At 63.7% G+C, this 15,473-nt stretch carries 19 protein-coding genes and 1 tRNA gene; 5 read left to right on the top strand and 15 right to left on the bottom strand.

Annotated elements, in window-relative coordinates; translation table 11 throughout:
- Nucleotides 1–33: 33 nt before the first annotated feature.
- A tRNA-Leu gene (locus E8Q41_RS19130) sits at nt 34–118 on the bottom strand.
- Nucleotides 119–329: 211 nt separating this feature from the next.
- On the opposite strand from E8Q41_RS19130, the gene E8Q41_RS19125 reads away from it, so the two are divergent.
- Nucleotides 330–920 (top strand): YqaA family protein, encoded by a 591-nt coding sequence (locus E8Q41_RS19125; RefSeq protein WP_137157150.1) that lies wholly within the window; start codon nt 330–332, stop codon nt 918–920.
- Nucleotides 921–927: 7 nt separating this feature from the next.
- Nucleotides 928–1,428: a disulfide bond formation protein B gene (locus E8Q41_RS19120; RefSeq protein WP_137157149.1), complete on the top strand. Its 501-nt coding sequence runs from the start codon at nt 928–930 to the stop codon at nt 1,426–1,428.
- Between the two features lie 25 nt (nt 1,429–1,453).
- Here E8Q41_RS19120 and E8Q41_RS19115 read toward each other — a convergent pair whose 3' ends face one another.
- From E8Q41_RS19115 to gloB, 3 genes are all read right to left on the bottom strand, one after another.
- A complete protein-coding gene (locus tag E8Q41_RS19115; protein ID WP_137157148.1) occupies nt 1,454–2,011 on the bottom strand; it encodes an HNH endonuclease in 558 nt (185 codons plus the stop codon).
- 103 nt (nt 2,012–2,114) lie between these two features.
- Nucleotides 2,115–2,756, bottom strand: a complete 642-nt coding sequence (locus E8Q41_RS19110; protein WP_137157147.1) for a DNA-3-methyladenine glycosylase — start codon at nt 2,754–2,756, stop codon at nt 2,115–2,117.
- A gap of 2 nt (nt 2,757–2,758) precedes the next feature.
- The gene (gene gloB / locus E8Q41_RS19105) at nt 2,759–3,529 is read right to left on the bottom strand and encodes a hydroxyacylglutathione hydrolase (RefSeq protein WP_137157146.1); all 771 of its coding nucleotides are present in this window, start codon (nt 3,527–3,529) and stop codon (nt 2,759–2,761) included.
- A gap of 79 nt (nt 3,530–3,608) precedes the next feature.
- On the opposite strand from gloB, the gene E8Q41_RS19100 reads away from it, so the two are divergent.
- Together E8Q41_RS19100 and E8Q41_RS19095 are read left to right on the top strand one after the other, a co-directional pair.
- A complete protein-coding gene (locus tag E8Q41_RS19100) occupies nt 3,609–4,352 on the top strand; it encodes a class I SAM-dependent methyltransferase (protein ID WP_137157145.1) in 744 nt (247 codons plus the stop codon).
- Between the two features lie 72 nt (nt 4,353–4,424).
- The gene (locus E8Q41_RS19095) at nt 4,425–5,351 is read left to right on the top strand and encodes a prephenate/arogenate dehydrogenase family protein (RefSeq protein WP_137157144.1); all 927 of its coding nucleotides are present in this window, start codon (nt 4,425–4,427) and stop codon (nt 5,349–5,351) included.
- Here the strand turns inward: E8Q41_RS19095 and E8Q41_RS19090 are convergent, their stop codons facing one another.
- The 6 genes from E8Q41_RS19090 to E8Q41_RS19065 all read right to left on the bottom strand — a co-directional run bounded on the left by E8Q41_RS19090 (nt 5,352) and on the right by E8Q41_RS19065 (nt 10,549).
- Entirely contained in the window at nt 5,352–6,629 is a 1,278-nt protein-coding gene (locus E8Q41_RS19090) for a GNAT family N-acetyltransferase (protein ID WP_137157143.1), read from the bottom strand.
- 2 nt (nt 6,630–6,631) lie between these two features.
- Nucleotides 6,632–8,047: a lipopolysaccharide biosynthesis protein gene (locus E8Q41_RS19085; RefSeq protein ID WP_137157142.1), complete on the bottom strand. Its 1,416-nt coding sequence runs from the start codon at nt 8,045–8,047 to the stop codon at nt 6,632–6,634.
- Nucleotides 8,048–8,185: 138 nt separating this feature from the next.
- Nucleotides 8,186–8,614 carry a DUF1178 family protein gene (locus tag E8Q41_RS19080; RefSeq protein ID WP_137157141.1) on the bottom strand — a complete coding sequence of 143 codons (429 nt, stop codon included), beginning with the start codon at nt 8,612–8,614 and terminating at the stop codon, nt 8,186–8,188.
- 24 nt (nt 8,615–8,638) lie between these two features.
- Nucleotides 8,639–9,469, bottom strand: coding sequence for a carbon-nitrogen hydrolase family protein (locus E8Q41_RS19075; RefSeq protein ID WP_137157140.1), 831 nt, complete (start codon nt 9,467–9,469; stop codon nt 8,639–8,641).
- A gap of 3 nt (nt 9,470–9,472) precedes the next feature.
- Nucleotides 9,473–9,727 carry a glutaredoxin 3 gene (grxC, locus tag E8Q41_RS19070; RefSeq protein WP_137157139.1) on the bottom strand — a complete coding sequence of 85 codons (255 nt, stop codon included), beginning with the start codon at nt 9,725–9,727 and terminating at the stop codon, nt 9,473–9,475.
- 39 nt (nt 9,728–9,766) lie between these two features.
- Nucleotides 9,767–10,549, bottom strand: coding sequence for a ComF family protein (locus E8Q41_RS19065; protein WP_137157138.1), 783 nt, complete (start codon nt 10,547–10,549; stop codon nt 9,767–9,769).
- Nucleotides 10,550–10,607: 58 nt separating this feature from the next.
- On the opposite strand from E8Q41_RS19065, the gene E8Q41_RS19060 reads away from it, so the two are divergent.
- Nucleotides 10,608–11,492 carry a methyltransferase domain-containing protein gene (locus E8Q41_RS19060; RefSeq protein WP_137157137.1) on the top strand — a complete coding sequence of 295 codons (885 nt, stop codon included), beginning with the start codon at nt 10,608–10,610 and terminating at the stop codon, nt 11,490–11,492.
- Nucleotides 11,493–11,547: 55 nt separating this feature from the next.
- Here E8Q41_RS19060 and E8Q41_RS19055 read toward each other — a convergent pair whose 3' ends face one another.
- The 5 genes from E8Q41_RS19055 to E8Q41_RS19035 all read right to left on the bottom strand — a co-directional run bounded on the left by E8Q41_RS19055 (nt 11,548) and on the right by E8Q41_RS19035 (nt 15,329).
- Nucleotides 11,548–11,865 carry a hypothetical protein gene (locus E8Q41_RS19055; RefSeq protein WP_137157136.1) on the bottom strand — a complete coding sequence of 106 codons (318 nt, stop codon included), beginning with the start codon at nt 11,863–11,865 and terminating at the stop codon, nt 11,548–11,550.
- A gap of 97 nt (nt 11,866–11,962) precedes the next feature.
- Nucleotides 11,963–12,379, bottom strand: a complete 417-nt coding sequence (locus E8Q41_RS19050) for a (deoxy)nucleoside triphosphate pyrophosphohydrolase (RefSeq protein WP_137157135.1) — start codon at nt 12,377–12,379, stop codon at nt 11,963–11,965.
- A complete protein-coding gene (locus tag E8Q41_RS19045; protein WP_137157134.1) occupies nt 12,376–13,155 on the bottom strand; it encodes a GNAT family N-acetyltransferase in 780 nt (259 codons plus the stop codon). Before E8Q41_RS19045 ends, E8Q41_RS19050 begins: the two co-directional genes overlap by 4 nt.
- Nucleotides 13,136–14,377 carry a bifunctional glutamate N-acetyltransferase/amino-acid acetyltransferase ArgJ gene (argJ, locus tag E8Q41_RS19040; protein WP_137157133.1) on the bottom strand — a complete coding sequence of 414 codons (1,242 nt, stop codon included), beginning with the start codon at nt 14,375–14,377 and terminating at the stop codon, nt 13,136–13,138. The genes E8Q41_RS19045 and argJ overlap by 20 nt, the downstream gene beginning before the upstream one ends.
- 97 nt (nt 14,378–14,474) lie before the next feature.
- Nucleotides 14,475–15,329 carry a peptidylprolyl isomerase gene (locus tag E8Q41_RS19035; RefSeq protein ID WP_137157132.1) on the bottom strand — a complete coding sequence of 285 codons (855 nt, stop codon included), beginning with the start codon at nt 15,327–15,329 and terminating at the stop codon, nt 14,475–14,477.
- Nucleotides 15,330–15,473: the final 144 nt, after the last annotated feature.

Raw genomic sequence — 15,473 nt, 5'->3', positions numbered from 1 at the left:
GGGCGCGGCAAATTGAGATTGTGTTCGGATTTGTGGTGCCCCATGCCGGACTCGAACCAGCACTCCTTTCGGAACTCGATTTTGAGTCGAGCGCGTCTACCAATTCCGCCAATGGGGCAAGTCAGTGAGGAAAATCACTGGAAGACTGCGCGGGACTATACGAAGGCGAAGGCTGCGGTCAACCGGTTTTTTTGAAGATCATGGCGCGATTTCACCGGCGAGCGGCGCCTGCATTTTCACGACGATGTGTGCAGGCGGCGCGCGAAGGAAATTTGCAAATTTGCCTCCGCAGGCCTAAAGACGATGCAATTGCGTGAACGGGGCCGATGATGCTGCGACGACTTTACGACTGGACCATGCGGCTCGCCGAACGTCCTTCCGCCGAGCTCTGGCTCTTCATCATCTCCTTCGTCGAAAGCTCGATCTTTCTGGTGCCGGCGGAAGTGTTGTTCCTGCCCATGGCGATCGCCAATCCGCGCAAGGTCTGGCGCTACGGGTTGATTGCCGCGCTCGGCTCCATCCTGGGCGGCGTCGCCGGCTGGATGATCGGCTATTACGCCTTCGAGGCCATCGCCAGGCCGATCCTGGAATTCTACGGCAAGCTCGACGATTTCGAGACGCTGAAATCGGCGGTGTCGATGGAACTGGTGATGCTGTTCCTGGTGACCTCAGGGGTGGCGCATCTGCCGCCGCTCAAGGTGGTGACCATTCTGTCGGGCGTGCTGCAGGTCAATCTGCTGGTGTTCTTCCTGGCGGCGGTGGCGGCGCGCGGCGGCAAGTTCATGCTGCTGTCCTGGCTGTTTGCACGTTTCGGCAGCCCGATCCGCGACTTCATCGAGCGCAGGCTCAACATGATCGTGGGCTCCGTCGCCGTGGCGCTGATCCTCGCCTATTTCCTCTATCTCGCGCTGAAACATTGAGGCTTCCATGATCGCGGACAGACCCAATCTGGGCGTCGCCCTGCTCCTCACGCTCAGCATGGCCGTGGTCATCCTGAGCGCGCTCGGTTTCGAGCATATCGGCGGCTATGTACCCTGCGCGCTCTGCCTGTTGCAGCGCGATCCCTACTATATCGGCGTGCCGCTCGGGCTGATCGCGATCTTGGCCGCCTGGCTGCGTCTGCCGCCCATTGTGACGAAAGCGCTGATCGCGCTCATCGTGCTCGCCATGCTGATCGGCGCAGGCCTCGGCGTCTATCATTCGGGCGTCGAATGGCGCTTCTGGGAAGGTCCCGCGAGCTGCTCGACCTCGGTCAATGCGGTGTCGCAGAACGCCGGCAGCCTGCTCGACGACATCAACAAGCAGCACGGCCCGTCCTGCACGGATGCGACGCTGCGCGTGCTCGGCCTGTCGTTCGCGGGCTGGAACGTGATTGCGAGCCTCGCGCTCGCGGCCATCGGCATCCGGGGATTGCTCCGCAAGGCATGAAAAAAGGCCCGCGAGGGGCCGTTTCTCAAGGCTGCAGTTCGGTGTCCCAGTAGAGATAATCGAGCCAGCTCTCATGCAGATAGTTGGGCGGAAACAGCCGGCCGTTGTTGTGCAGGTCCTGCACCGTCGGCCGGTAAGGCTTCTGCATCGGGAACATGCCGGCCTGACGCGGCAGTTTCGAACCCTTGCGCAAATTGCAGGGCGCACAGGCCGTGACGACATTTTCCCACGTCGTCTGACCGCCAAGCGCTCGCGGCGTCACATGGTCGAAGGTGAGATCGTCCTCACATCCGCAATACTGGCATTCGAACTTGTCACGCAGGAAGACATTGAAGCGTGTGAAGGCCGGATAGCGTGACGGCTGCACATAGGATTTGAGACAGACGACGCTCGGCAGCTTCATGGAATAGCTGGGCGAGGACACCGAGTGCTCATATTCGGCGATGATGTTCACACGGTCAAGAAATACGGCCTTGATCGCGTCCTGCCAGGACCACAGCGACAAGGGGTAATAACTCAAGGGCCGATAGTCCGCATTAAGGACCAACGCCGGAAGCGACTGGGGTGATACTGCAATCGTCAAGATGGACTCCCTGACCGATTCGAATTCCCTGCCCCTTCATACTAGGCGCATTGCAACAGGATTGTGAAGCCTGAAAAGAAACGGTTTTTTAAGAAAGCGCCCATCAACCGGCCAACACGCCCGCGCCGCGTCGCTCTGTCGCATAAAACGCCCAGAGAAGCCGCGCCGCCGCTGAGCGCAGCGGCCGCCACGCCTCGGCTATCTGCCGCAATTGCCGCTGCTGCGGCGTTGCCGCGAGCCCCAGGGCGCGCGCCGCTGCGGTCTGTAAAGCCACGTCGCCCGCTGGAAAGATATCGGCATGGCCGCCCGAAAACAGGAGATACACTTCCGCCGTCCAGGGTCCGACGCCGCGAATGGCGGTGAGCGCGCTGATCGCCTCTTCTGCGGGAAAGCCTGCGATGGCTTCGAGATCGAGGCCAGCGCGGCAAGCCTCGGCGACAGCGCGCAGCGCCGTGATTTTCGCACCCGATAGGCCGACAGCCCTGAGATCGGTCTCGGCAAACGACAACAACCGCCCCGACTCCACATTGCCAAGCGCGGTCTCCAACCGCGCCCATATCGCCTCGGCGGACGCGCGCGACACCATCTGCGAGACGATGATCGAGGCGAGCGCGGCATAACCCGCCGGCCGAAACCGGAGCGGGATCACTCCCGCCCGCTCCACGACCGAGGCGAAGCGCGGATCGAGCGCGACGAGTTCGGCCACGGCCTCCGCGATCTCGGCCTCGCTCGTCAGCCGTCGCATGCTCAGAACCGATCCTTGCGGGCGCGGATTTCGGCGAAGACCTGCCAATCCTCCGCACTCTCCATTCCGAGATGGGCGCGAATGGCGGGATCATCGGCGCGCAGGAACGGATTGGTGGCGATTTCGTCGGCAAGCAGGGTGGGGGCAGTCGGGCGGCCCTCGGCGCGCAGTGTTTCGATCGCCTGGATTCGCGCCTTCAACGCCGCGTTCTCGGGGTCGACGGTCACGGCGAAACGGGCGTTGGACAGTGTATATTCATGGCCGAAATAAACGGTGGTGTCGGCCGACAGCGCGCGGAGCTTGAGAAGCGAAGGCCACATCACCTCGGCCGGCCGCTCGAACAGCCGCCCACAGCCGAGCGCGAACAGCGTGTCTGCAGAAAACAGCAGTTTGTCCTGCGGCAGATGATAGCAGACATGGCCGGCGGTGTGACCGGGCGTCTCGATCACCTCGACGCGATGGCCGGCGAAATCGAAACTGTCGCCGTCGCCGACAGCCTTGTCGATGCCCGGAATCCGCGCCGCTTCGTTCTTGGGTCCGGTGATCGTTGCGCCGAACCGGGCCTTGAGAGCGAGGTTGGCTTCGACGTGATCGGGATGGTGATGGGTGGTGAAGATGTCGGTCAGCGTCCAGCCGCGCCGCTCCAAAGCAGCGAGGATCGCCGCCTCCTCGGGCGCGTCGATCGACGCTGTGCGCCCGGACGCCGGATCGTGCAGAAGGACGCCGAAATTGTCGCTGCGGGCGGTGAACAGTTCGATCTCGAGCGTCGCCATGGGTCTCTCCTGTGCTGTCGTCGGCAAGATTTAGGCGATCGAGGCTTGAAGTCCAACCCGCCCTCGTTACATTTGCGCCATGAACACCGACATCGTGGACCTCCGGCAATTTTATCACTCGCCGCTCGGCCGGCTGGCGGAGGCCTCGATCACAGCGAGCCTGAGAGGGCTCTGGCCTCGTCTGCCCGACGAGCGCCTGCTCGGGCTGGGCTATGCGCCGCCCTATCTCGATCACCTCAAGCAGGACGCCGAACGCGCCTTCGCCTTCATGCCCGCTGGCCAGGGCGCGGTGAACTGGCCGTCAGACGGGTTTTCGGCCACCGCGCTGGTGTTCGACGAGGAATTGCCGCTGCCCGACGCTTCGATGGATCGCGTTCTCCTGGTGCATTCGCTGGAATTCGCCGAAAATCCGCGCGAGATGCTGAAAGAAGTCTGGCGGGTTCTGGCCCCCGGCGGGCGTCTGGTGGTGGTGGTCCCCAATCGCCGCGGCGTCTGGGCGCGTCTCGAACACACGCCCTTCGGCGCCGGACGCCCCTATTCGGGCGGACAGTTGGTGACGCTGCTGCGCGAAGCCAACTTCACCCCCGGCGCTTCCGCCGGCGCCCTGTTCTTCCCGCCCTATCGCAGCCGGGCGATGCTCCGGCTCCTGTCCGGGCTCGAACCGCTTGGGCGGCGGCTCCTGCCGGTGTTCTCCGGCGTGATCCTGTGTGAAGCGCAGAAACGGCTCTATCAGGGCCTCCCCGTTCATGCCCGCGCGTCGCGCCGCGTTTTCGTGCCGGTTCTGTCGCCGCAAGGCGTGCCGACGGCGCGCAAGGCGGAGTAAAGCCCAATCTCGACAAACGCCGGCGCGCGGTCTATGGCGTGAGCGAAATCTTTCGGGGCGCGTCTTCTGACCATGAGCACACTTCAATTCGACAAGATCGCGCTGATCGGCATCGGCCTGATCGGCTCCTCCATCGCTCGCGCCGTCAAGCTCAAGGGCCTGGCGCGCGAGGTGGCGATTTCCTCCCGCAGCCGCGAGACGCTGGCGCGGGCCGAGGAACTTGGTCTGGGCACGCTCTATTGCGAAGAGGCCCGCGACTGTGTGCGCGACGCCGATCTCGTCATCGTCTCCGTGCCTGTCGGCGCATCCGGCGCGGTGGCCGAAGAGATTGCCGCTTCCCTCAAGCCGGGCGCGATCCTGACCGATGTCGGCTCCACGAAGGCATCGGTGATCAGCCAGATGTTGCCGCATGTGCCCGAAGGCGTGCATTTCATCCCCGGCCATCCGATCGCCGGCACAGAGCATTCAGGCCCGGACGCCGGCTTTGCCGATCTGTTCGAAGGTCGCTGGTGCATTCTGACGCCGGTCGAGGGCAGCCAAGCGGAACCGATCGCCCGGCTTCGTCATTTCTGGGAAACGCTGGGGTCGAAGGTAGAGGAAATGGACCCGGCCCATCACGACAAGGTGCTGGCGATCGTCTCGCATCTCCCGCATATCATCGCCTACAACATTGTGGGCACCGCGGCGGATCTGGAAACGGTCACGGAATCAGAAGTCATCAAATATTCGGCGTCGGGTTTCCGCGATTTCACGCGTCTGGCGTCGTCAGACCCCACCATGTGGCGCGACGTCTGCCTGCACAACAAGGACGCGATCCTGGAAATGCTGGCGCGATTCTCCGAGGATCTGGCTTATCTGCAGCGGGCGATCCGCTGGGGCGAAGGCGACAAGCTGTTCGATCTCTTCACCCGCACCCGCGCGGTGCGCCGATCGATCATCGAGGCGGGCCAGGATACGGCGGCGCCGGACTTCGGCCGCCACATCAAGTCGACGCCCTGATCAGGAACGCCCGGCGAAGGCGCGGATCTTTTCGCGGATCATCTTCGCCACACTCTTGGTGTTCTGATAGAGATGCAGCTGCGAGCCTGCCTGGCGCACGTCACGGTCGGCATGCGGCGTCAAGCCAACGATCAGCGTGCCCATCGTCTCGCGTTCCCGCCAGAAACGGCTCATGACCGGGTGATCCGGCGCTGCGAGCGAATCCGTGCGGGTGATGTTGGCGTCGTCGAGATGCCATTCGGTGACCTGAGCCATCAGCAGCTTGCCCGGCGAAAAGCGGGCATAGTTTTCGTCGAAGGCGGTCTTCCAGGCATAGGCCTCGCCATTCATCATCAGCACGATCAGCGACGCGATGGCCTTGCCGTCGAGATCGATGGTGTGGATGCGCGCCTGGTCGACTTCGGCGAGGTTGTTGACCGCCTCGCGAGCCATGGCGGCGCGATAGCGGTCCGACAGCATGGCGGTGCGCTTGCGGCCCTTCCAGCCCGAGGCTTCGAGAAGCAGGAACTCTTCCATGCGCATGCGGATGTCGCGAGGCTGGCGGGCGACGGCATAGGTGACGGCGCCCGCCTGTTCGAGCAGTCCCCATTGCCGGCGCATCTCGCGCAAATGCGACGCCTTGATCGACGCGCGCAGATAGGTCTCGCCATCTTCGAGGCTTTCGAGCATGGGCCGCTCGCTGAGACCCACAACGTCGACCGGAAGATTGCGCGACAGAGCGATGGCTTTCATCAACTGGGTGAAGGGACCGCGCACGCGAACATCCGGTATCACCAACACCTGCGGCAGCTTGGCCCGAGGTTCGGCGAGCGCCGTCAGAAGATGGTCGAGGGTCTCGGCCGCGCCTTCGGCGTCGACCAGCGGCGTGCCGAGCGGGCCGAAATTGTTGGCCCAGACGCGCAGGATCGGCGCGCCCAGCGAGAAGCCGGGTTTTTCGACCGAAAAGGGCATCAGATAGCGCAGGCGGCTTCGCCCTTCATAGTCGTCGCGGATCAGCGCGAGCCGCACTTCCCTATCTTCGAGACGCGGCATGGCCGGCGCGAGAAAGCGGCTGGAGAAAAAGACGTTCGGTTCGAGCGCGCGGTTGGACAGGAAGTCGAGCTCGTTCTGCAGGTCGTAGCCCGACTGGGTGTGATAAATCGACAGCGTCCGGCCGGGCTTGCCCGTCTCAAGCGTGATCAGCGCAGTCGGACGATCGAGATCGCCGGCCAGCCGACCCTCGGCAAGATGCAGCGAGGTTTGCAATCCATCGTCCTGATGAGCGGGCGTCAACGCCATGGTCAGGCTTCTCCCAAAGTCTTGGTCCCGGCGATCGGCCGGGCAAATGCGAAGAGGATAATTCCAAGTTTGCGGCGCACGGCCACATGCAGCAGCAGCGCTTCCGCAGCCATCGCGCCTGCAGCCGCAAAGGCCGCGCCTTCGATGCCGAACAGCGGCAGAAGCACGACATTGAGGCCGATATTGACCGCCAGCGCCGCGACATAGAGCTTCACGCACAGCGCCTGATGCCCGGACATGGTCAGGAGCACTTCGCCCGGCCCCACCAGCGCTTTCGTCATGATGCCGAAGAACAGGATGACCATCACGTCATAGCCGGCCACAAAGCCGGCCCCGAACATCGACAGCAACAGCTTGCCGGCTGCAAGCAGCGCCAGACCGACGGCAAGCGACGGCCAGAAGGCCCAGCGCACCGTGCGGCCGGCGAATTCCGCCAGTTCGTGTGTCGCGCCACGGGCATGCAGGGCGGAAAATTGCGGCGCGCTTGCGGCCTTCACCGAGAAGAACACGAACTGCACGAGGACGATGGTCTTCGACGCCGCGAAATAGACGCCGACTTCGGCAGGATCGAGAAACAGGCCCGTCACCACCGTATCGGAATTGGTGAGCAGGAAGCTGAAGCCTTCGATCAGGAAAATCGGCAGCGCCACACGCAGCCAGGAGCCGAATTCCACCACCGAGGCGCCGCGCTCATAGCGCCTGTTGAGCCGCCAGTTGATATTGAAGAACTGTCCGATCGTGGTGGCGTAGGTGGCTGCGAGACTGGCGACCAGCGCGGTTTGAGCGGTGCGCGGCTCGCCGGCCCAGACGGCCAGGAGCATGAAGACGAGGATGAGCGTCGGGCGAATGAGATAGGTGGGGCTGAGCGCCACCACGGCCCAGGAATTGGCGCGCGCCGTGCCTTCCATCGTGTCGCCCAGCGCAATCATCGGCAGGATGAACAGAGCGATGAACAGCGGCGCGACATAGTAGGGCTCGAGCCGGTCTCCGAACAGGGAAAGCGCGATATAGCCGATCAACGCCACGATACTTGAGGACACGAGCGCGAAGATGCGGGCGGCGGTGGTCAGACCGCGGGCGCGGTCATGGTCGCGCTCGGCCTCGAATTGCGGCAGGAAGCGGATCTGCGCCGAATGAAAGCCGAAGCAGGAGAGATTGCCGATCAGGATCACCAGCACCCAGACGAAGACGAACAGACCATATTCGTGCTCGCCCATGATGCGGGCGAGAATGATCTGCGACACGAAGGCGATGCCGGCCGACAGAATTCGGATGAGAAAGGCGATCAGCGCCATGCGGCCGGCGCGACTTTCGGCGTCGGATGCGCGCAGCCGCGTCCAGACCTTCGCCGCGCGCGCCTTCAACTGGCTCACGCGACCCGACGGAACGTCCTTGGCTGGGGCCTGCAGAAGGGCCATGATACGCAATACCCGAACTCATACGCGCGAAAAGGAACAGTCTCCGCTTGTACATGGGTCTTGGTTAAGAAAGGGTTCGGGGACGATCGGACTTTGTTGACGATCGCGGGCTCGGGCTGGAGCCCGAATGCAGGTCGCTCAGTTCGCGTCGTCGGGCAAAACGGGCAGCGGCGCGATCTCGACGCCCTCTTCGAGAAGCGCCTTGACCTCGACCGGCGAGGCCTGGCCGATAATGCCGCGCGCTTCGGTTTCGCCATAGTGGATCTTGCGGGCCTCCTCGGGAAAGCGCTCGCCGACATCCTCGGAATTGGTCCGCACCTCATTCACGATTTCGCGCAGCTTCTGCATCGCCTCGCGGCGCGTGACATCGAGCGCAAGCGCCATGGTTTCTTCCTTGCGACGGCTTGTCGAGACGCTCGGCGCCATCAGCGTCTTGGAGACCGACAGCGAGTTGCAGACAGGGCAGGACACGAAGCCGGCCTCAGCCTGGCGATCGAAATCGGCGCTCGAGGCGAACCAGCCTTCGAATTCATGCGCCTTGTCGCAATGGAGGGAATAGCGGATCACGATCTCACTTATCCATGATTGGGGTCAGAGCCGGACTTCGGCCAACTCGAAATCCCGGGCATTCCTGAGGTTGGGGATCTTGGCGCGGGCTGCGGCGGTTTCCGCGACATCGATATCGGCCATGATCACCGCTTCGCCGACCGAAGGCGCGCGGGCGAGTATACGGCCCCAGGGATCGACGATCATCGAATTGCCGTAGGTTTCGCGGCCGTCTTCATGCAGGCCGGCTTGCGCTGCGGCGATCATGAACACGCCGTTTTCGATGGCGCGGGCGCGGATCAGCACTTCCCAATGCGCTTCGCCGGTCTGACGGGTGAAAGCGGCCGGCAGGCTGACGATTTCAGCGCCGGCCAGAGCCTCGGCGCGGAACAACTGGGGAAAGCGGACATCGTAGCAGATGGCGAAGCCGAGCGCGCCGAACGGCAGACGCGCCACGCGCGCCTCCGACCCCGGGCGATAAACGGCGCTTTCGCGCCAGCTCTCGCCATTGTCGAGATCGACGTCGAACATATGGATCTTGTCGTAGCGGCAAACGAGGTCGCCATCGGGTCCGAACAGAAAGCCGCGATTGGCGGTCTTGCCGTCTTCAAGCGCAATCGCGGTCGAGCCGACATGCAGGTAAACGCCGAGTTCCGCTGCGACCGCCTTGGCGCGAGCGACGATCAGATCACTCTCTTCCGGCCTGAGAATGGCGGCGAGGCCCTTGCGATCCCGCTGCAGAGCGCCGGTCATTTCCGGCGTCTGGATATAGACCGCGCCGCCGGCATGGGCCTCGCGGACGAGCGCCTCCATGCGCAGCGCGTTCTTTTCCGGGTCGACGCCCGAACACATCTGGATCGCGGCGATTTTCACCATGGATCAGGCCGCCAGCAGGGGGTCGAGCTTGCCGGCGCGGTCGAGTGCATGCAGGTCGTCACAGCCGCCGACATGCTGGCCGTCGATGAAGATCTGCGGGAATGTGTTGCGGCCGGATTTCGCCATCATCTCCTCACGGATTTCGGGCTTGCCGGTGGCGTCATGCTCCTGGAAATTCACGCCCTTGCCGCCCAGCAACGCTTTAGCCGCGCTGCAATAGCCGCAACCCTGTCTCGTATAGATCACCACGGACGCCATGCCTGTCTCCGTTCGCCGTAGAAAAACGTCTTCTGTCCGTCATATAGTGTCCGGCAAGGCCCTTGCAAAGGTCAAAACATTGACCTCGGACGCCCCGCTGCGCGCAAGCAGCCGGGCGATGGCGGAGACCGTGGCGCCGGTCGTGTAGACATCGTCGACGATCAGGATCCGGCGGCCGAAGATCTGGCTTGCGCCGCCGTCCCTCAGCCGAAAGGCGCCGCGCACATTGGCGTCGCGGCCGAGCCGCGTGAGCCCGACCTGATGGCGGGTGTTGCGGATGCGCATGACGGCGTCCGGCAGCATGGGCAAGCCGGCGACGCCAGACAAGGCGCGCGTCAGTTCGGCCGCCTGATTGAAGCGGCGCTCCAGCATGCGCCGGCGATGCAGCGGCACGGGCAGCAAGACATCCGAGGCGGCGATGAGCTCCGCCCCGGCCCGGGCCATCCATAACGCCATCATCGGCGCGAGCTCGGTCTGGTCGCGATATTTCAGCCCATGCACCAAGTCGCGCGCCGGGCCATCGAACAGGCAGGCAGAGCGCAGTCGGCCGAAATCGGGTGGATGGGCGATGGCGTCCGCCGACACCGCGCCATCGCCGAGATCATGGCTGAAGGGACTGCCGAGAATGTCGCAATAGGGTTTTTCGATGAAGCGGACTTGCGACCAGCAGCCGGCGCACAGCGCCCCGCCGCTCATCGTCAACCGCCCGCAGGCCGGGCATGTCGGCGGAAAGAAAAGATCGGCGGCGGAACGGCTCAACCATCCGCCGGCTTCCTTCGCGGCGCGACCGAGATCGCGCCAGGAGCCTGACACCCTCCACATCGCTTGACTTCGCCCGGCGTTTGGTGACTGTGCCGCCAATCCACGAGAGTAGCTGACGATGGAAATACTGATTGATCCCGATCTCGCTGTAAAGCGCCGGCGTCGCGCAGCCCGCGCTTTCGATCCCAAGGCAGGCTTTCTGCTCGATCTCGCCGCAGAGGAACTGTCGCTCAGGCTGTCGGCGATAGAACGCCGCTTCGACGAGGCGATCGAACTGTTCGGCGGAACAGGAGCGGCAGCGGGCGCGTGCCTCGCCACCGGCAAGATCGGGATGCTGAAAACCGTGGAGGTCGCTCCCGAGGCGCATCCCTCGGTGATTGCGAACAGTTTCGAGGATGTTCCGATCCAAGCCGAAAGCGTCAATCTGGTGATTGCGCCGCTCTGTCTGCAACTCGTCAACGATCTCCCCGGCAGCCTGATCCGCATCCGCCGGGCGCTGAAGCCGGATGGTTTTTTCATGGCGGCGATCCCCGGCGTCGGCACGCTTTCGGAGCTCAACGATGTCTTGATCGAAACGGACATCGCGCTTCATGGCGGCGCAAGCCCCCGCGTCGTCCCCTTCGGCGAAGTCCGCGCGCTGGGCGCGCTTCTGCAGCGGGCCGGCTTCAGCTTGCCGGTGGCGGATGTCGAAAATTACACAGTCCGCTATGATTCCCTGTTGGCGCTGATGGCGGACCTCCGGGCGATGGGCATGACCAGCAGCCTGGCGGCTCGGTCTCGCGCGCCCGTGTCGCGCCGCTATTTCATCGAGGCGGCGCGCCGTTACCAGGAGAAATATTCCGATCCGGACGGCCGCATCCGCGCGACATTCTCGCTGATCTTCCTGTCCGGCTGGGCGCCGCATGACAGCCAGCAGAAACCGCTGCGTCCCGGCTCCGCCAAGATGCGGCTGGAAGATGCGATCCGCCAGGCGGCGCAAGCGGCGGACGACAAGGAACCCTGAATCAAAAACCCGGCTTCGAGCCGGGCCGCTGCGTCTCAAATCCGGTGAAGGCGGATCAGCAGCCGTTGCGCAGGCCGTTCTGATCGATGATGCAGACGTCGCCGGGATTGTCCTGCAGCACCGACCGGCGGATCGTGTAGCGCTTGACCTTGCCGTCGCCGGTGGGGATCGAGCCCGTCTTGATGTCGTCATAGCCGAGCGTCGCGCCGGCCTGCATCTCGTCGCTCTTCTGCGACACGATCGGGGTCAGGATCAGCGACAGTGCGATAGCAGCGGTGCCGAACAGCAATGCGACATTGACGGCTCCGATGCGATTGCGGCGCTCGTCGACAAAATCCCCTTCACGGGACTCTCTCAAGAAATCGTCGTCCATGTTCACTCAAGCCTGTCATAGGTCCGATTTGGTTACCGGATCGATAATGCCAGCGCTTGCTAAACAGAGTCTTAACAGATGGTTATTCCACAGGCCGTTATGGCAGAAGATCGACCAGAAATGGCACAAGCGGATCGTCCGCCGGCGGCATGGGATAGTCGCGCAGATCCTTGGCGCGCACCCATTTGACCGCCTGGCCCTCCAGACCGCGGGCGATGCCTTCGTAACGGCGGCAGACATAGAGCGGCATCAGCAGATGGAAATCGTCATAGCTGTGGCTGGCGAAGGTGAGCGGCGCAAGGCACGGGACCTTGGTCTCGACGCCCAATTCCTCGCGCAATTCGCGCACCAGCGTTTCCTCGGGCGTTTCGCCGGGCTCCACCTTGCCGCCCGGAAATTCCCAGAGACCGGCGAGCGACTTGCCTTCCGGCCGCTGGGCGAGCAGCACCCGTCCGTCGGCGTCGATCAGCGCGCAGGCGGCCACGAGCATGATCCGTTTTCCGGCCTCGCTCATGCCGCGCTCTCCTTGCGCCAATAGGCGTAGTCGTAAATCACGCTGAAGCCCATAGTCTCATAGAGAGCGACCGCGCCGTGATTGGCGGCGATAACCTGCAGCCAGGCCTTGCGCGCGCCGCGCAGGCGCGCCCAACGCAGGGCGCCGGCGACGAGTTCCCGTCCCAGACCCTGACGACGCAGATCCCGGCGCACCACGACCTGTTGCAAGCCGGCAAGATCATTGTCCTGCACGCAGATCGCCACCGCGCTCGGCCCCTGGGCGTCTTCAAGTAGGAAAAGCCCTGCCGTCGGTTCGATCGCCTCGATGATCGAGCCGATCACCTCGGCGTCCGCCTCCCGACCGTCGTCGATCGCCACGCAGGCTTCGGAGAAGCGGCGGATATCATGGCTCGGCAGGTGATCCATGCCGTGATTGAGATCGAGGGCGTCGAGATCGGCCCCCATCACATGGGTTTCCGATCCCCGCGTCCAGCCTTCTGAAGCCAGCACGTCGAGAAGCGCCGGCGGGCAGAGCGGCGATTGCCGCACCGTCGGCGTCACGCCTTCAGCCAGAAACCGCGCTTCCGCCTGTCGCAACCGCTCCGTCATGTCGCGGCTGTCGAACGGATCGAGCGGCACCAGACTGTTCAGGCGCTTGGAGGGATGACCGGGCGTGATGCGCAGCTGCCAGCTGCCGTCGAAAGAGACGGATTTGGCGGGCCATGCGCGGAAGCCCACGGCCTCGAGCCGTCGCACCAAAGGCAGGGTCTTCCCGTCAGCTGCGATAGTCGCCATTGATCTCAACATATTCCTTGGTCAGGTCGCAGGTCCAGACAGTGGCTTTGCCCGAGCCGAGGCCGAGGTTCACGCGCACCGGGATCTTGTCCTTCTTCATGACGGCGGACGCCGCCTCTTCGGAGTAGTCCGGGTCCCGTTCACCTTCCACCGCGACGCGGATGTCGCCGAAGCTGATTTCGAGCAGATCGCGATCGGCGGGCTCGCCCGACTTGCCGACCGCCATGACGACGCGGCCCCAATTGGCGTCTTCGCCAGCGACAGCGGTCTTGACGAGCGGCGAATTGGCGATCGACAGCGCGACCTTCTTGGCGCTCTCGTCGCTGACCGCGCCGGACACAGTGACTTCGACCATCTTGCGCGCGCCTTCGCCGTCGCAGACCACCTGATGGGCAAGGTCGAGAAGCAGGCTGTCGAGCGCCGCGGCAAAATCGGCGAGATCGGGATCGGTCGCAGAGGTCACGGACGCCTGGCCCCGCTTGCCGGCGGCGCGCGTTGCAAACAGCATCAGCGTGTCGGAGGTCGAGGTGTCGCTGTCGACGGTCACCGAATTGAAGCTTGGGCCGACGCCCCTGGAAAGAAGCGCCTGCAGCACATCGGCCGGAAGATCCGCGTCGGTCACGACGAAGGACAGCATCGTCGCCATGTCGGGCGCGATCATGCCGGCGCCCTTGGCGATGCCGTTGATGGTCACAGTCGCATCGCCGATCCTGGCGCTGCGGGTCGCCACCTTCGGATAGGTGTCGGTGGTCATGATCGCCTTGGCGGCCTCGAACCAGAAGTCCCCCGTCAGGCGCGACGCGAGATCCGGCAGAACGGCGGCGATCTTGTCGGCGTTGAGCGGCTCGCCGATCACGCCGGTCGAGGCCAAATAGATCTCGTTTTCCTCAGCGCCGAGCGCGGCGGCGGTCGATTGCGCGGTGAGCGCAGTGGCCGCCTTGCCCTTTTTGCCCGTGAAAGCGTTGGCGTTGCCGGAATTGACGATCAGCGCCTTGGCCTTGCCATGCGGCAGATTGGCGCGGCAGAAATCCACCGGCGCCGAAGGGCATTTGGAACGGGTGAAGACGCCGGCGACAGTGGCGGGCTCGTCGAACGCCATCATCAGCACGTCGGTGCGGTTCTTGTATTTGATGCCGGCTTCGGCGGTGGCCATACGGACGCCCTCGATGACGGGCATATCGGCATAGGACTTGGGCGCGAGGGGCGAAACGGCGTGCGACATGGGGACCTCTCTTTGCAGGGACTTTTCCCAGTCTAGGGTCTGGATTTGAAGGCCGGATGGCGAAAGGCGCCCAGGAAGGCGCCTTTTCTCATCTGATTTACTTGGCCGGCTTGTTGGCTTCGGCGTAACCCTTGGCCAGCGCCGGGTCCTTGACCTCGATTTTGGCGGCGTCCTTGGACGTCTTGATCAGCTCGAGATATTTGTCGCGCATGATGATCTGACGAACCTGGTCCTTGACCTGATCGAAAGGCGGCGGCGGGGCGATGCGCTTGTCTTCCACCTTGATCACGTGCCAGCCGAACTGGGTCTTGACCGGGGTCTTGGAGACTTCGCCCTTCTGCATGGCGAAAGCGGCGGTTTCGAATTCCGGCACCATCTGGCCCTTGCGGAAATAACCGAGGTCGCCGCCGTCGGACTTGTTCGGATCGGTCGACTTTTCCTTGGCGAGTTCAGCGAAATCCTTGCCTTCGCCGAGCGCCTTGATCACAGCCTTCGCCTCGTCCTCGGTCTTCACCAGGATATGGCGGGCGTGGACTTCTTCCTGCTTCGGAAGCGATTTGATTTCAGTGTCGTAGCGAGCCTTGACGTCTTCTTCCTTCACGGCGTCGACGACATGCTTCTTGAAATAGGCGTTGTGAAGTTCGCGATCGACGATGAAGGCGACGCGCTCCTTGAATTCGGGCGTCTCGTCGAGCTTCTCGCCCTTGGCCTTGCCGGCGATCAGCTTGGCGTCGATCAGCGAGGACAGCGCGGCGAGCCGCTTCTGCTCGGCGGGCAATTGGGCCAGCTGCGGATCGATATTGGCCTCGGCGAGATCGAGATCCGCTTTGGTGATGTCGACGCCGTCGACGGTGGCGATCACCGGGTTCGCCGCATCCTCGGCGAACGCCCCGTTGGAGGCGATCAGCAGGGCGGTCAAAGCAGTAGCGGCTAGCAGGCCTTTGCGAAACATCTTCTCACCATTCTGGCACAAAGGGAAAAACAGGGCCCGGGATTTGCATTTTTCGAGCCAAAAGGCAATCGGAAAAGCGGGCGCGCCAGCGCTTGCCGTTGACAGACCACAAGCCCCCTCTTATCTGTCTCGCGGGTTTGCGCT

The sequence above is a fragment of the Rhizobium sp. FKL33 genome, assembly GCF_005222915.1.
Taxonomy (GTDB): domain Bacteria; phylum Pseudomonadota; class Alphaproteobacteria; order Rhizobiales; family Rhizobiaceae; genus Rhizobium_E.
The sequence above is the reverse complement of the archived record's forward strand: the minus strand, read 5'-3'. Positions and strand labels throughout refer to the sequence as shown.

Coding starts and splice junctions, on each gene's coding strand:
- E8Q41_RS19050 (WP_137157135.1), bottom strand. CDS start 12,379: ATGAGCGAGGCCGGAAAACGGATCATGCTCGTGGCCGCCTGCGCGCTG.
- E8Q41_RS19035 (WP_137157132.1), bottom strand. CDS start 15,329: ATGTTTCGCAAAGGCCTGCTAGCCGCTACTGCTTTGACCGCCCTGCTG.
- gloB (WP_137157146.1), bottom strand. CDS start 3,529: ATGGCGACGCTCGAGATCGAACTGTTCACCGCCCGCAGCGACAATTTC.
- E8Q41_RS19065 (WP_137157138.1), bottom strand. CDS start 10,549: ATGTGGAGGGTGTCAGGCTCCTGGCGCGATCTCGGTCGCGCCGCGAAG.
- E8Q41_RS19075 (WP_137157140.1), bottom strand. CDS start 9,469: ATGGTGAAAATCGCCGCGATCCAGATGTGTTCGGGCGTCGACCCGGAA.
- E8Q41_RS19090 (WP_137157143.1), bottom strand. CDS start 6,629: ATGGCGTTGACGCCCGCTCATCAGGACGATGGATTGCAAACCTCGCTG.
- E8Q41_RS19125 (WP_137157150.1), top strand. CDS start 330: ATGCTGCGACGACTTTACGACTGGACCATGCGGCTCGCCGAACGTCCT.
- argJ (WP_137157133.1), bottom strand. CDS start 14,377: ATGTCGCACGCCGTTTCGCCCCTCGCGCCCAAGTCCTATGCCGATATG.
- E8Q41_RS19055 (WP_137157136.1), bottom strand. CDS start 11,865: ATGGACGACGATTTCTTGAGAGAGTCCCGTGAAGGGGATTTTGTCGAC.
- E8Q41_RS19060 (WP_137157137.1), top strand. CDS start 10,608: ATGGAAATACTGATTGATCCCGATCTCGCTGTAAAGCGCCGGCGTCGC.
- E8Q41_RS19120 (WP_137157149.1), top strand. CDS start 928: ATGATCGCGGACAGACCCAATCTGGGCGTCGCCCTGCTCCTCACGCTC.
- E8Q41_RS19045 (WP_137157134.1), bottom strand. CDS start 13,155: ATGGCGACTATCGCAGCTGACGGGAAGACCCTGCCTTTGGTGCGACGG.
- grxC (WP_137157139.1), bottom strand. CDS start 9,727: ATGGCGTCCGTGGTGATCTATACGAGACAGGGTTGCGGCTATTGCAGC.
- E8Q41_RS19110 (WP_137157147.1), bottom strand. CDS start 2,756: ATGCGACGGCTGACGAGCGAGGCCGAGATCGCGGAGGCCGTGGCCGAA.
- E8Q41_RS19095 (WP_137157144.1), top strand. CDS start 4,425: ATGAGCACACTTCAATTCGACAAGATCGCGCTGATCGGCATCGGCCTG.
- E8Q41_RS19100 (WP_137157145.1), top strand. CDS start 3,609: ATGAACACCGACATCGTGGACCTCCGGCAATTTTATCACTCGCCGCTC.
- E8Q41_RS19085 (WP_137157142.1), bottom strand. CDS start 8,047: ATGGCCCTTCTGCAGGCCCCAGCCAAGGACGTTCCGTCGGGTCGCGTG.